We start from the raw sequence: 14149 nt of genomic DNA on the forward strand, positions 1-14149 counted from the left end.
GTCGTGCGCGTCGTGATCCTGACCCTGGACCGGCACCGCCGGGCCGCGTGCGAAGCGGCGCAGCGCCGCCTTGCCCGCGAGGCACCCGGGGTCGTGCTCACGATGCACGTCGCGTCCGAGTGGACCGAGGATCCACAGGTGCTGGCCGCGTGCCGCGCAGACCTGGAGCGGGCGGACCTCGTGGTGGCGACGCAGCTGTTCATGGAGGACCATCTTGCGCCGGTCCGCGCCCACCTGGCCGCCGCGGCCGAGCGCTGTCGCGCCTTCGTGGGCCTGTTGGCCGCGGGCGAGGTGGTGCGCCTGACCCACCTCGGGCGTCTGCGCATGGATGCGCGGGATGCAGAGGGGAGTCGGTTCGCGCCCGGCCGGTTGCTCCGCAAGCTGAGGGGTCAACGCGGAGACGGCTCCGCCTCGGGTCGGCGGCAGATGGCGGTGCTGCGCAACGTGGACCGCGTGCTGCGCTTCGTGCCCGGCAAGGCACAGGACGTGCGCGCCTACCTGCGGAGCCTGCAGTACTGGCTGTCGGGGTCGGAGGAGAACCTGGTGGGGCTCGTCCGATTCCTCACCGACCGCTACGGCGACGGGACGGGCGCGGGACAGGGCCCGGTGCCGGAGCCGGTGCGGTATCCGGAGACGGGTCTGTACCACCCGGACCTCCCCGGGCTCGTGGAGGATCTGGAGGCGCTGCCCGCCCGTGCCGACCGCCAGGGACGCGTGGGCGTCTTGCTCATGCGCTCGTATCTGCTCTCCGGCGACACCGCACCCTACGATGCCGTGATCCGCGCGCTGGAGGCGCAGGGGCTCGAGGTGGTGCCGGCCTTCGCCGCCGGTCTCGACAACCGCCCGTGTGTCGAGCGCTTCTTCGTCGATGCGGAAGGCCGCTCGCGGGTGGATGCGGTGGTGTCGCTCACCGGCTTCTCACTCATCGGGGGACCCGCATACCACGACGCGGACGCGTCGCGGGCTCTGTTGACCGCGTTGGACGTCCCGTACGTGGTAGCTCAGCCGCTCGAGTTCCAGACCCTCGAGGACTGGCAGGACGATGCGCGCGGCATCACGCCCATGGAGGCCGCGCTCCGGGTCGCGCTCCCCGAGCTGGACGGCGCGATCCTGCCCCACGTCTTCGCGGGTCGGAGCCGCGAAGGCGCGGGGGTGGGGCGCCCGGTCGAGGAGCGGGTCGAGCGTCTCGCGACGCGGGTCGCACGGTGGGTGCGGCTCCGGCGCACGCCGCGCGACCGGCGGCGGCTGGCGGTGGTGCTCTTCAACTTCCCGCCCAACGCCGGTGCCGTGGGGACGGCGGCCTACCTGGACGTCTTCCGGTCCCTGCACGCGCTCCTGGCGCGTCTGCGGGACGAAGGGTACGACGTCGACGTTCCACCCGATGTCGAGGCCCTGCGCTCGCGTCTGCTGGGCGGCAACGCCGAACGATATGGCACGTCCGCGAACGTGCACGCGCGCGTGCCGGTCGATGCGCACGTGCGGGACCTCCCCTGGCTGAGCGAGATCGAGAAGGTGTGGGGGCCCGCGCCGGGCCGACACCTGCAGGACGGGCGACACCTGCTGGTCCAGGGAGAGCGCTTCGGAAACGTCTTCGTGGGTGTGCAGCCTCCGTTCGGGGTGGAGGGCGACCCCATGCGTCTCCTGTTCGAAGGAGGGTTCGCTCCCACGCACGCGTTCGTGGCCTTCTACCGGTGGCTGCAGACGGAGCTGGATGCGGACGCCTACCTGCACTTCGGGACGCATGGCGCGGTGGAGTTCATGCCGGGCAAGCAGGCCGGGCTGTCCGGCGCCTGCTGGCCGGATCGCCTCATGGGCGACGTTCCCAACCTCTATCTGTATGCGGCGAACAATCCGTCCGAAGGCACGCTGGCGAAGCGGCGCGCGGGCGCGACGCTCGTCAGCCATCTGACGCCTCCGGTCATGCAGGCCGGCTTGTATCGGGGACTCCTCGACCTGCGTACCACGCTCGACCGCTTCTTCACCATCGATCCCGTCGCCCAGGCGGCGGAGCGGACCGTGCTCGCCGAGACGGCGGAGGCGCAGGCGCGCGCGCTCGACCTCGCGAGCGACGCCGACGGCGAAGGCTGGGACGTCGTGCGGTTGGAGCGTCTGCGGGCGCAGCTCCGCGAGCTGGAGGAGAGCCTGATCCCGCACGGCCTCCACGTCCTCGGCCGGGCTCCTTCCCCGGAGGAGCGCACCGACCTGCTCGATGCCTGGATGGAGGGAACGGACGCAGGCGCGCGCCTGCCCGCCCCGGAGCGGCGCGCGTGCGCCGACCTCGCCAGCGGGGGAGCACCCCGGTCGGCGCTGCGGCGTCGTCTCGGCGAGGCGGGGCTCGCGTCCGAGGATGGGGAGACGCTGGCCGCCGGCCTGGAGGACCTGACGCGCGCCCTCGGCTCCAACGCGGAGCTGGACGCCCTGGTGCACGCCCTGGACGGCGCGTTCGTGCCGCCGGCGCCGGGCGGGGACGTGTTGCGGCGTCCGGAGATCCTGCCCACCGGCCGCAACCTCTACGCGTTCGACCCCTATCGGATGCCCAGCGCCGCCGCCGTGCGGGAAGGCCGTCTGCAGGCCGAGCGGCTGCTCGCGCGACTGTCCGACGACCGGGGTGACCCACCGCGCTCCCTCGGCATCGTCCTGTGGGGCAGCGACAACCTCAAGCGCGACGGAGCGCCCCTCGCGCAGGTGCTGGCCCTGATCGGCGCCGAGCCGCGCTTCGACGCGTACGGCCGCCTCTGTGGTGCGCGCCTGATCCCCCTGGACGAGCTGGGGCGGTCTCGCGTGGACGTCGTGGTCACCACGTCCGGCGTGTTCCGCGATCTGCTTCCGCTCCAGACCCGCCTCCTCGCCGAGGCCGCCTGGCTGGCTGCTTCCGCCGACGAGCCGCTCGAGCTCAACCCCGTGCGGGCGCACGCGCTCGCGCTCGCCGAAGCGGAGGGCTGTGATCTGCGCACGGCTGCGCTCCGCGTGTTCAGCAACGCCGACGGCGCGTACGGTGCGAACGTGAACCTCATGGTGGACGCCTCCACCTGGGAGGCTTCGGACGAGCTCGGCGCTTCCTTCGCGCGGAGGAAGTCCTTCGCCTACGGGGCCGACGGGACGGCGCTCCATCGGCCTGCGCTCTTCCAGGGCCTCCTCGCGCGGGTGGACGCCACCTACCAGAACCTGGAGTCCGTGGAGCTGGGGGTGTCGGACCTGGACCAGTACGTGGATTCGCTGGGCGGTCTCACCCAGGCCGCCCGCGGCGCGGCCGACCGGGGCGTGGATGCCTTCATCGGCGACGAGACGCGCGGGCGCGGAACGGTGCGCTCGCTCGCGGAACAGGTGGCCCTGGAGGCCCGGACCCGCACGCTGAACCCCCGCTGGTACGAAGGCATGCTCGCGCACGGGCATCAGGGCGTGCGTGAGATCGAAACCCGGCTCACGACCACCCTGGGATGGTCGGCCACGACCGGCGACGTCCAGCCGTGGGTGTACGCGCGGTTCGGCGAGACCTTCGTGTTGGACGCGACCATGCGCGCGCGGCTCGCGGACCTGAATCCGCACGCGGCCTCCCGCATGGCGCAGCGTGTCCTGGAAGCCTGCGATCGCGGCTACTGGGAACCCGATGGCGAAACCCTCGCGGCCCTGCATGCGGCCGCCGACGAGCTCGAAGACCGATCCGAAGGGATCCAACCGGAGGCTGCCGCATGACGCGACTCCCCGTCCTGAACGAAACGGCTCCTGCGCAGGGCGATGGCGAGGGAAGCCTGCAGGTGCACATGGACGACAAGGACAAGATCGACGGCGCGATGGTGTTGGCCGTCTATGGAAAAGGCGGCATAGGGAAGTCGACGACCGCCTCCAACCTGTCGGCCGCGCTCGCCCTTTCGGGCAAGCGCGTGCTGCAGGTGGGGTGCGACCCGAAGCACGACTCGACCTTCACGCTCACGAAGCGGATGATCCCGACCGTGATCGACACCCTCGCCGAGGTGGAATTCCACACCGAGGAGATCCGGGCGGAAGACCTGGTGCACGAGGGCTTCGCCGGCGTGCTGTGCGTGGAGACGGGCGGACCGCCGGCCGGCACCGGGTGCGGCGGCTACGTCGTGGGACAGACGGTGAAGCTGCTGAAGCAGCACCATCTGTTCGAGGAGACGGACGTCGTGGTCTTCGATGTCCTGGGTGACGTGGTGTGCGGTGGCTTCGCGGCTCCGCTGCAGCACGCCGACCGGGCGTTCATCGTCACGGCCAACGACTTCGACTCGATCTTCGCCATGAACCGGATCCTGGCCGCGATCCAGTCCAAGGCCAAGAACTACAACGTCCGCCTGGGCGGTGTGGTGGCCAACCGGAGTGACGCCACGGACCAGATCGACCGGTTCAACGAACGCGTGGGCATGCAGACCATGGCGGTCTTCCCCCAACTGGACGCCATCCGGCGCAGCCGTCTCAAGAAGTGCACGATGTTCGAGATGGAGGATTCGGACGAGGTGCTCGCCGTGCGGCAGACATACACCGACCTGGCCAGTCGCGTCCTGGAAGGCGGGACCGGCTTCACGCCAGCGCCGATGGCGGACAACGACATCTTCAACCTGCTGGGGTTCGATTGAGCGGCCCGGCGCTCTCCGCGGCGGTCTGGAGCGAGCGACGGGAGTCCGTCGCGCGCCACTTCGACGCGCGGGCCGCCACCTGGGAGCGGCTCACGTTCGGCGGTCCCGTCGGGTGGATCCGCCGCTCGGTCCAGGAGGGCCGCACGCGGATGCGGGTCACCCTGCTGGACGGGCTTCCGCAGGACCTGAGCGGATGCTCGGTGCTGGATGCGGGGTGCGGCGCCGGGCTCATGGCCATGGACCTGGCCGAGCGCGGGGCACGGGTGGTGGCCGTCGATGTCTCCAGCGCCCTGCTGCGCATCGGCGCCGAGCAGTGGGACGCCCGCGGCCGTCCGGGTCGGCTCGAGTTCCGCCATGGCGACCTGCTGGACCTGGGCGAGGAGCGCTTCGACATCGTCGTGGCCATGGATTCGCTGATCCACTATCCGGCGGCGGCCATGCTCGATGCCGTGCGTCGACTGGCGGACCATACCACCGCGGAGATCCGCTTCACCTTCGCCCCCCGCACGCCCTTCCTCGGGGTGATGCACTCCGTGGGCAAGCTCTTCCCCCGGCCGAGCCGCGCGCCCGGCGTGCATCCCCAGGCCGCGCGAGGCGTACGGGACCGGCTGCGCCACGCGCTGCCCGACTGGGACGTGGACACGGTGGGCGAGGTGCGTTCGGGCTTCTATGTGTCCGCCGCGGCCCGCATGGTCCGCGCTGGAGGCGCACGCGCGGTGTCCTCCCGCCCGGAGGCGCACGCGTGACGACGCGGTTCTTCCTCCGCCTGGGTGCCCTGGGCACCCGCTGGCTGCCCTTCGCGGACGCGGCCTCTCCGGAGCTGCCGCTTTCCCGGCTCCTGCGGCTCGGGCTGCTCCAGGGAACGGTGGGGATGTCGCTCGCGTTGCTGGCGGGGACGCTCAACCGGGTGATGATCGTCGAGCTGGCCGTCGCAGCCGTTCTGGTGGCCGTGCTGCTGGCGCTCCCCATGCTGCTCGCGCCGCTGCGGGCGCTGATCGGGCATCGCTCCGACCAGCATCGCTCGGCGTTCGGCTGGCGACGGGTCCCGTATCTGTGGTTCGGCACCCTGGCCCAGTTCGGGGGCTTCGCGATCCTGCCGTTCGGCCTGCTGCTCCTGTCGGAAGCGGTGACCCCCGCCGTGCGCGTGACGGCCACGGTCGGCGCGGCGCTGGGCTTCCTGATGGTGGGGCTGGGCGCGCACACCGTGCAGACCACCGGGCTGGCGCTCGCCACCGATCTGGCCGCACCGGCGCAACGTCCGCGCGTCGTGGCGTTGCTCTACCTGCTGTTCCTGGCGGGCATGCTGGCCAGCGCGTTCGCCTTCAGTCTCCTCCTGCGCGACTACACGCCGGTGCGGCTCATCCAGGTCGTGCAGGGCGCCGCGCTCGTCACCGTGTTCCTGAACGTCTGCGCGCTGTGGAAGCAGGAGCCCCGGGACCTCGAGCGCGCCAAGGGCGGCGCCGAGGCGCTCCCCTTCCGCGAGGCGTGGAAGGCCCTCACCGAGGCGCGCGCTTCGGGACGCCTCTTCGCGGCGGTGGGGCTGGGAGCGCTGGGCTTCGGCATGCAGGACGTCCTGCTGGAGCCGTACGGGGGGGAGATCCTGCGGCTCGGCGTGGGCACCACCTCCGGTCTGACCGCCCTCGCGGCCTTCGGCGCCCTGGGTGCCCTGGCCCTGAGCGCGCGCGCCCTCGAGCGGGGGTTCGACCCGTATCGCCTGGCGGCGCTGGGGGCGCTGGGTGGGGCCTTCGCGCTGGCAGCCGTGATCCTGGCCGCTCCACTGCGCGCGCCGTGGCTGCTACAGACCGGAAGCGCCGTGATCGGCTTCGGTGGCGGCCTGTTCACCGTGGGCACGCTCACGGCCGCCATGGGCCTGGACGACGGCGAGCGCCACGGCCTCGTGATGGGGGCGTGGGGAGCGGTCTACACGACCAGCGCGGGCCTCGCCGTGGCCGCGGGCGGCCTCCTGCGCGACGCCGTGCTGCACGCCAGCGGAAGCACGGGTGCCTTCGCGGGCTATTCGATCGTCTACCACCTCGAGATCCTGGCGTTGTTCCTGGCGATGGTCGCCATCGGACCGCTCACGCGGCCGGTGGGGCATCGACCGGCGCGCCCGGACACCGGGGTGTTCGGACTGGCAGAGTTTCCCAGCTGATTTCAGGACCCGCAACGAGGAGAGACCATGGACCCGAACTACATCGACACACCGACGATCCTGATGTACCTGTTCTGGGCCTTCTTCGCGGGCCTCATCGTGTATCTGCGTCGCGAGGACAAGCGCGAGGGGTATCCGCTCGAGTCCGACCGCACCGGCATCACGGTCGAAGGCTTCCCGCGTACGCCCGAGCCGAACGCGCCGCGCGCCAAGCATCCGGCGCTCCAGCATCCGTCCCCCGATCGCGAAGGAGGTGTCGTATGACCAGAGGTGCCCGTCCTTTCAGCCCCGTCCCGGGCTCGCCTCTCGTGCCCACGGGTGACCCGATGATCGACGGCGTCGGCCCGGCCGCCTGGGCCGAGGACCGGGCGGACCGCTGTGACCTGACGCTGCACGGAGAGCCGCGCATCCGTCCCATGCGGGTCGTGACCGGGGTGACGGTCCATCCGAAGAGCCCCGATCCCCGCGGCATGCGCGTGGTGGGGACCGACGGCGTGGTCGCGGGGACGGTCGTGGACATCTGGGTGGACCTTGCCGAGCCCTATGTGCGTTACCTGACGGTGCTGCTCGTGGACGGCTCGGGTGAGGTGCTCCTGCCGATGGGATACGCGCGCGTCGTGCGGGCTACCGGCACGGTGCATGTGAAGGCCATCCGGGCGGCGCAGTTCGCCCGGGTCCCGCGTCCGAAGGCTGCGGACCGCATCACGCTGCTGGAGGAGGACAAGGTCGTCGCGTACTACGCCGGCGGATACATGTACGCCGAGCCGTCGCGACAGGAGCCGCTGTTTTGAGCGCCGTGGCGGCGCCGGCCCGGCCGGCGACCGCGCGTCCGACCGGTGCCGCACCGGCTCGGGCGGCGGAACGGTTGTTCGGAGACCGGCTGCCGGAAGGCGAGACGGTGCTCTGGACGGGTCGTCCCGAGTGGCGCTCCTTCCTGGTCCACGCGCTACCGCTGCGTGGCGCATGGATCTGGATCGTGGGGTGCGGCACGCTGCTGGCCCTGACGGCCGACACGGGTCCGGCTCGCGCGGCGCAGCTCGGGTGGACGCTCGTGGTGGGGCTGACCGTCACCGCGCTGGGGGCGGGCTTCGCCTGGTTGGTCAGCCGGTCCACGGAGTATGCGTTCACGGACCGGCGGGTGGCCATGCGCACGGGCGTCGCCCTGCCGGGCGTGCTGAACATCCCGTTCCGCAACGTCCGCAGCGTCGACCTGCGCGAATTCCGGGGCGGCTCCGGCGACGTTCCCCTGACGCTGGGAGATGGCGACTACCCGGGATGGCTCTTCCTGTGGCCGCACGTCCGGCCCTGGCAGGTGAACCGGCCCGATCCCGCCTTCCGGGCCATCGCGGATGCGGCGGACGTCGGGGAGCGTCTGGCGGCGGCCATCGAAGCGTGCGCCCGCCGCGGAGACGACGCGTGAGCCGCCCCGTGGTGGACTGGCCGGAGAGCAACCCGACGCTGCACGTGCCCCGGCCGCTCCTGGCCGGGGCGGGCTTGCTCGTGGCTGCGGCGGTCACGCTCACCGCGCTGGGGCGCCCGGCTCCCGGAGCGCTGGTGGCGGCCGCCACGGCCGATCCCGCCGTGCTGGAGCGCACCGTGGCGTTCACGGAGTCCGCGGACGGGACGGTGCGCGTGACCGACCCCCGCACCGGAGTCACGCTGCGCACGCTGGCCGCGGGAGAGGGTGGCTTCATGCGGGGGATGCTGCGGCCGCTGCACCGGGAGCGGAGCAGGGTCGGGGTGCCGCTCGACGCCTCTCTGGTGCTGAGCGCCCGAGCGTCCGGCGTGCTCCTCCTGGTGGACCCCCAGACCGGTCTGGTGGTGGACCTCGACGCCTTCGGGTCCAGCAGTCGGGCGCAGTTCGAGCCCCTGCTGGGCGCCGCGCCGGATCGACCGTAAGTTGACCGTGTCCGGCGGACCGTGGGTCCGCCATCCTCCATCCATCCGACGAGGTGGTCCTCATGACGCTTCCCGTCGTTGCGGGCATCGTGCTGGTGCTGGCGCTCTGGTTCGTCTGGCGGCGCAGCGTCCGCGTGCCCTGCACCCTGGATCTCGAGCGCACCCACGAGCACTTCCACGCCCACGTGGAGCTGGCTGACATCCTGGTCGAGCCCGGGGACGCCGTGCAGGTCCACGGTGCGCCCACCACGCTGGAGTACGGGACACGCTCGACGCTGCAGTCGGAGGCGGTCGTGCGGCGGGCGAGCTGGCTGCGCCGGCAGTGGACCCGGCTGGTGGGCCGGTTCCAGTTCTACGAGCTCTACGACGTCGGTTTCGAATAAGGCCCGGAACCGGACCCGCACCAGGAGGCAGCAGATCCATGTACCCGACCACCGCCACGGCGCCCGTCAACGAGACGACCCGCCAGGCCCAGGACGACGCGGTCCTCTCTCCGCGCTTCTACACGACGGACTTCGAGGCGCTGCGAGCGATCAAGGTGGACCGGGTCCGCGAGCGCTGGGACGAGCTGATCGCGGAGTTCCGGCGGGACCCCAACAAGGACCACTTCCGCCGCACCGCGGCGTTCGAGGGGGACTGGTCCCACCTGCCGAACCAGGATCAGTTCGTGGACTTCCTGGTCAGCTCCCTCACCGCCGAGTTCTCCGGGTGCATCCTGTACTCGGAGATCAAGAAGCGGGTCGGCGATGCGGAGATCGCCGAGCTGTTCGGCTTCATGAGTCGCGACGAGGGTCGACATGCCGGCTTCATCAACGGGACCCTGAAGGATCTGGGCGTGGGTGTGGACCTGTCGTTCCTCACCCGCACGAAGAAGTACACCTTCTTCCAGCCCAAATTCATCTACTACGCCACATACCTCTCCGAGAAGATCGGGTACGCGCGCTACATCACCATCTATCGCACGCTCGAGAAGCGCCCCGACTTCCGTTTCCACCCGATCTTCGAGTGGTTCGAGGACTGGTGCAAGGACGAGTTCCGGCACGGCGAGGCGTTCGCGGCCATCATGCACGCGGACCCCTCGCTCCTGCGGGGCCGCAACGCGCTCTGGATCCGCTTCTTCCTCCTGGCGGTCTTCGCGACGATGTATGTGCGTGACCACCTGCGGAGCGAGTTCTACACGAACCTCGGGCTGGAAGTCACGGAGTACGATTTCGAGGTGTTCCGCAAGACGTCGGAGATCTCCAAGCAGGTCTTCCCGCTGACCCTGCCCATCGAGCGGCCGCGTTTCAAGAAGCTGCTCGACCGCATGGTCCGGAATACCCGGGCCATCCAGCGCACGCGGGCCTCCGGTGGGTTCGTCGGGGGCCTGAAGCGGGGCTTCCTCATGGCGAGCAACGCGCTCACGTTCGGGCAGCTCTACCTGATGCGCCCCAACCCCAACACCGTCCCGGCGGACTTCCGGCTCGAGCCCGCGTACTAGCGCGCGCCCGCCGCTTCTCAGCGCCCTGCCGGGGAACGCGGGTGCCCCTGCTTCACAGCCCTTCCGGGGAATGCGCATGCCCGCTTCTTCAGGGACGTGTCGCGAAGCGGAACCCTCGGGTCGGGCAGGGGGGGCGACCCGCGTCGCGGACGCTCCCGCGACGGGCTATGGGGTGGAGCGTCCCGCTTTTCCCCGACCGGGCAGGCTCCAGGACCAGAGGCGGTGTGCGGGCAGGGGCGCCACCAGCAGCAGGTGCTCGGCCACCCCGATCCCCAGCAGCGCCGCCAGGAGCGCGTAGCGCACTCGGGCGTCGCCGACGGCCGCGAAGGCCGCGGCCGCGGCCCAGGCGGTCGCCAGGGAACCCACCAGGACCGACAGAGGCAGCAGCGGGTTGCCCGCACGCTGCGTGAAGTAGGGCTTGAGGTGCTCCAGGTGGGCGGGCAGGAAGTGCTCGTTCAGATTCCGCACACCGAGCAGCACGTTGAGCCGCGCGCTCGTATGCAGGAGGATCAGCACGGCCAGCAGCACGCTCGCGAAGTGCTGTGGATCCGCGAGGGTCAGTCCCGTCACCACCAACCAGAGCGCCGCCATGGCCAGCTCGTGGTGGGCGCTCGCCTCCAGCGCGCACCGGAGGAGCGGCCATCCGCGGGTGCCCGGCGGTGGCGCGGTGCGGCGGGGTCCGGTGACGAAACCGGTGTAGAACGAGAGTTCGATCCAGGCCCAGATGGCGAAGACCGCCAGGAAGGTCACGAGCGGGTCCTGGCCCGCGGGCTCGCGCGTCAGCACGGCCAACGCAGCCACGAGACCGAGGCTGCTGCCTGCGAAGAGAAGGGTGGAGCGGCCCGGGGGCCGGTGCGCTGCCGCCAGCACCGCACCGGTCCCCGCCCACCAGAAGAGCAGCGCGAGCAGCGCCGCGCCGGCGGCGATCATGCTCGCGCCCCGTGGATCATCGCCCGCCGCCGCCCACGACCGCCCCGGCGGAAGTGTCCGGCGCGGCGGCGGCCGCCACTGCCGGACCGTGCAACGCCGGCCAGTCCGCGCCCGTCAGCAGGCGGTAGTTCGGCACGAAGCGCTCCTGGTGGCACGTCGCACACTCGAGCTTGGGTCCGTCACCACGCGGACCCAGCCGTTCGGCCGGCCATTCGCCCTGGAGGGGGAGCATGTGCTGCAGGTTGGCTTCGCGCACCATGCGCAGGCCCCGCAGCGCCGTCAGACGCGCCGGGCTGCTTTCCTCCCAGTCGCTCCATCGGGCGCTCTGGTGGCAATAGGTGCAGTTCACGCCGAGCGCGTTCGACATGTTCATCATGACCGCGTACGTGAACTCGGTCTGCTTGATCGATGAACGGTTGTCCCCTTCCGAGGCCAGCGCGTAGTCGGACTGGACACGGATGTCGTCCCGATCCAGATAGTGACGCTCGACCTGGTTCTGGTTCGTGTAGTACCAGAAGTTCTCGGGCACGGGATTCCCGGCGTGGCAGGTCCAGCAGGTCACGCCGTTGTCGCTGACGTGCGAGGCCCAGTTGGTGTTGATGTCCTTCACCATGCGGAGCATCTCGCGCGAGACGACCTTCGTGTAGATCTCGTCGCTCGCGAAGTCCGCCACCCCGTTCTGGCCGGCCACGTGGCAGTAGTTGCACCCCACGGTCGGAGACACCCATGTGGTCAACGCCAGCATGGTGCGGTTGAACTCGGCGACGCTCAGATCGCCCAGCACCTGGACGTTCTGCCAGGTCCCCGGAGGGGCCGGGGTGGCATCGCCCGTGGGTCCGGGGTTGATCGGGATCGCCGCCGCCACGGCCACCGAATCGTCCTCGTGCAGCCGCGGGTTGTACGTCTCGACCAGCCCGAGCCCGCGCCAGCCGAGCTGGCGCGACTCCATGGGTGGACGCTCGCACGCCGCGAGCGCCACGAGGGCCAGTGTGCAGATCCCCGTCCGGAACCTCATGGCTGCGCTCCTGCGTCGGCGGCGACGACGGTGGTGGGAAGGATCGCCGGCTCCAACGGCCGGAAGTGGAAGGTCCCGTCCACCCCACTGACGCTCAGGCCGGGCAGGCCGGGGAACGTATCGGGAGGCACCATCTGGCGCGGGGCGTCGGTCTCGCCCGGGGTCATCTCCGGACCCGCGGGGAGCGTCCAGGCGCTCGGGTACTCGGGCACCAGGCCGTGCTTCTGACCCCAGCGATACCAGCTGTCCACCACCGTCCCGGTCAGCAGGATGCCGATCCCGCCGGTCAGCGTGGTGAGAACCGCGAACCACCAGGCCCAGCGATGGATGGACTCCATCGTAGCGTTGAAGCCCATGGTCCAGCGCCAGAAGAGCGCCGACCGCTCCGCGGCCGTACCGCGATCGGTGATCTGATCGAGCTCGCGATCGCCGCCCATCTTCGTCACCGCCAGGATGGTCGCCCCATGCATCGCGAACAGGAGGGCGGAACCGTAGAGGAAGGCGATCGAAAGCATGTGGAACGGATTGTAGAACAGGTTGCCGTAGCGGATGGAGAAGGCGGCCGTCCAGTCCAGGTGGGGGAAGATCCCGAACGGCACCGCCTCACCCCAGCTCCCCATCAGGAGGGGACGGATGAACCCCAGGACGAGGTAGAGCCAGATCGCCGAGGCGAAGGCCCAGGCCACGTGCGTGCCCATCTTGAGCGCCCGGGCCCGCGAATACATGCGGCCCCACCACAGCAGGATGGACAAGGTGAGGAAGAGCCCTGCCAGCAACCACCAGCCACCCTGCTCCAACGATGGGATCCGCAACCCGTTGGCCGGCGGCGGCGGCTCCAGCGCCAGCCACGGAAGCTGACGCAGGAACTCGATGAAGTCCCAGTTCACCGAGGCGAGCATGTTGAAGCCGATGATCTCGAACGCGGCGAACCCGAAGATCAGCGAAGCGACTCCGAGCCAGCCGAGGTAGAGGGGCCCGATCTGGGCATCGCCGATCCGCCCCAGCAGGTAGCTGAAGGTTCCCGGCTTTCCCACCCGGCCCCATTCGTCCGCGCCGAGACCGATCCCCGGGTCGGGTGCGGTCCGGACCTGGACTTGCGTGAACAGATTCTGGTATTCGGCCATGGCGCTGCCCTCAGAACCAGATGGGGAGGTTCAGCCACCAGTTCCACCACTCGGGCCAACCCCGAGTCCAGAACGGGCCGCTGATGACGATACACACTGCGCTCCACAGACCGGCATTGAGCGCCAGGAACAGCCCCAACCGGTGGATGCCGACCGCTCCGATGGAGTAGCCGAGCGCATCGCGGAAGTAGGTGTTCTCGTGCTCGCTGGACTTCACGGGCTCGCCCTTGGGCGGATTGGTCACGGACAGGATGAGGCTGCCGTGCAGTGCCAGCGCCAGACAGTTCGTGAAGAAGAACGACACGGCGATCATGTGCGCCGGATTGTAGTGGAAGTGCAGGTACTGGTACCCGACGTTCGACACCCAATCCAGGTGCGAGATGATGCCGTAGGGGAAGCCGTGTCCCCAGGCGCCCAACAGCACCGGCCGGACCACGACCAGGGTGATGTAGGCGATGATGGCCACGCTGAACGCGACCGGGACGTGATACCCCATCCCGAGCTTGCGACTGATCTCGGCTTGGCGCAGGGCCCAGGAGACGAAGGCGCCGATCGCGCAGAACGTGATGATCTGCCACAGGCCCCCTTCGTACAGCGGAGCGATCCGCAGGCCGTACTCGAGCGCCGGGGGGTTGATGCTGATCTGCCAGAGGTTCCAGGTCTGACCCTGGAGCCCCTCGCCGATCGCGGCACCCCAGACGCAAAGCACGGTCCCCAGGATGGCGAAGAACGCGGTCGTGACGCCGAAGAAGCCGACATAGAAGGGACCGATCCAGAAATCGAACAGGTCGCCTCCCAGCAGCGTGCCTCCGCGCACACGGTACTTCCGTTCGAAGCTGAGCATCGCCATGGTCGTCTCCGAGGCGTCTCAGGGTGCGGATTGTGGCTTCCGGCAACGAGCCGGAGCCTCCCGGGGGGCAGGTGCCCCCCGGGCACTCCTACGACTGCATCCGACTT

General features: G+C 70.4%; 14 protein-coding genes. 10 read left to right on the forward strand and 4 right to left on the reverse strand.

Annotation, left to right across the window (positions count from 1 at the left end; translation table 11 throughout):
• Positions 1-3: 3 nt before the first annotated feature.
• The 10 genes from R3E98_14015 to acsF all read left to right on the forward strand — a co-directional run bounded on the left by R3E98_14015 (position 4) and on the right by acsF (position 10123).
• Positions 4-3693: a magnesium chelatase subunit H gene (locus R3E98_14015; GenBank protein ID MEZ4424520.1), complete on the forward strand. Its 3690-nt coding sequence runs from the start codon at positions 4-6 to the stop codon at positions 3691-3693.
• The gene (bchL, locus tag R3E98_14020; GenBank protein ID MEZ4424521.1) at positions 3690-4592 is read left to right on the forward strand and encodes a ferredoxin:protochlorophyllide reductase (ATP-dependent) iron-sulfur ATP-binding protein; all 903 of its coding nucleotides are present in this window, start codon (positions 3690-3692) and stop codon (positions 4590-4592) included. Before R3E98_14015 ends, bchL begins: the two co-directional genes overlap by 4 nt.
• Positions 4589-5338, forward strand: a complete 750-nt coding sequence (gene bchM, locus R3E98_14025; protein MEZ4424522.1) for a magnesium protoporphyrin IX methyltransferase — start codon at positions 4589-4591, stop codon at positions 5336-5338. Before bchL ends, bchM begins: the two co-directional genes overlap by 4 nt.
• Positions 5335-6744 (forward strand): BCD family MFS transporter, encoded by a 1410-nt coding sequence (locus R3E98_14030; GenBank protein MEZ4424523.1) that lies wholly within the window; start codon positions 5335-5337, stop codon positions 6742-6744. Before bchM ends, R3E98_14030 begins: the two co-directional genes overlap by 4 nt.
• 27 nt (positions 6745-6771) lie before the next feature.
• A complete protein-coding gene (locus R3E98_14035) occupies positions 6772-7008 on the forward strand; it encodes a hypothetical protein (protein MEZ4424524.1) in 237 nt (78 codons plus the stop codon).
• The gene (gene puhA / locus R3E98_14040; protein MEZ4424525.1) at positions 7005-7535 is read left to right on the forward strand and encodes a photosynthetic reaction center subunit H; all 531 of its coding nucleotides are present in this window, start codon (positions 7005-7007) and stop codon (positions 7533-7535) included. Before R3E98_14035 ends, puhA begins: the two co-directional genes overlap by 4 nt.
• A gap of 5 nt (positions 7536-7540) precedes the next feature.
• Entirely contained in the window at positions 7541-8164 is a 624-nt protein-coding gene (puhB, locus tag R3E98_14045) for a photosynthetic complex putative assembly protein PuhB (GenBank protein MEZ4424526.1), read from the forward strand.
• On the forward strand, positions 8161-8643 hold the full coding sequence (gene puhC / locus R3E98_14050; GenBank protein ID MEZ4424527.1) for a photosynthetic complex assembly protein PuhC: 483 nt from the start codon (positions 8161-8163) through the stop codon (positions 8641-8643). Before puhB ends, puhC begins: the two co-directional genes overlap by 4 nt.
• Positions 8644-8705: 62 nt before the next feature.
• Positions 8706-9026: a hypothetical protein gene (locus R3E98_14055; protein ID MEZ4424528.1), complete on the forward strand. Its 321-nt coding sequence runs from the start codon at positions 8706-8708 to the stop codon at positions 9024-9026.
• A 38-nt stretch (positions 9027-9064) separates the two neighbouring features.
• Entirely contained in the window at positions 9065-10123 is a 1059-nt protein-coding gene (acsF, locus tag R3E98_14060; protein ID MEZ4424529.1) for a magnesium-protoporphyrin IX monomethyl ester (oxidative) cyclase, read from the forward strand.
• A 165-nt stretch (positions 10124-10288) separates the two neighbouring features.
• On the opposite strand, the gene puhE is transcribed toward acsF, so the two are convergent.
• The 4 genes from puhE to pufL are packed head-to-tail and all read right to left on the reverse strand — an operon-like array spanning position 10289 to position 14042.
• The gene (gene puhE, locus R3E98_14065) at positions 10289-11053 is read right to left on the reverse strand and encodes a putative photosynthetic complex assembly protein PuhE (protein ID MEZ4424530.1); all 765 of its coding nucleotides are present in this window, start codon (positions 11051-11053) and stop codon (positions 10289-10291) included.
• A 16-nt stretch (positions 11054-11069) separates the two neighbouring features.
• On the reverse strand, positions 11070-12068 hold the full coding sequence (gene pufC / locus R3E98_14070) for a photosynthetic reaction center cytochrome PufC (protein ID MEZ4424531.1): 999 nt from the start codon (positions 12066-12068) through the stop codon (positions 11070-11072).
• The gene (gene pufM, locus R3E98_14075; GenBank protein MEZ4424532.1) at positions 12065-13192 is read right to left on the reverse strand and encodes a photosynthetic reaction center subunit M; all 1128 of its coding nucleotides are present in this window, start codon (positions 13190-13192) and stop codon (positions 12065-12067) included. Before pufM ends, pufC begins: the two co-directional genes overlap by 4 nt.
• Before the next feature lie 10 nt (positions 13193-13202).
• Entirely contained in the window at positions 13203-14042 is an 840-nt protein-coding gene (gene pufL / locus R3E98_14080) for a photosynthetic reaction center subunit L (GenBank protein ID MEZ4424533.1), read from the reverse strand.
• Positions 14043-14149: the final 107 nt, after the last annotated feature.

Source organism: Gemmatimonadota bacterium (assembly GCA_041390125.1).
Lineage (GTDB): Bacteria > Gemmatimonadota > Gemmatimonadetes > Longimicrobiales > Gaopeijiaceae > JAGQIF01.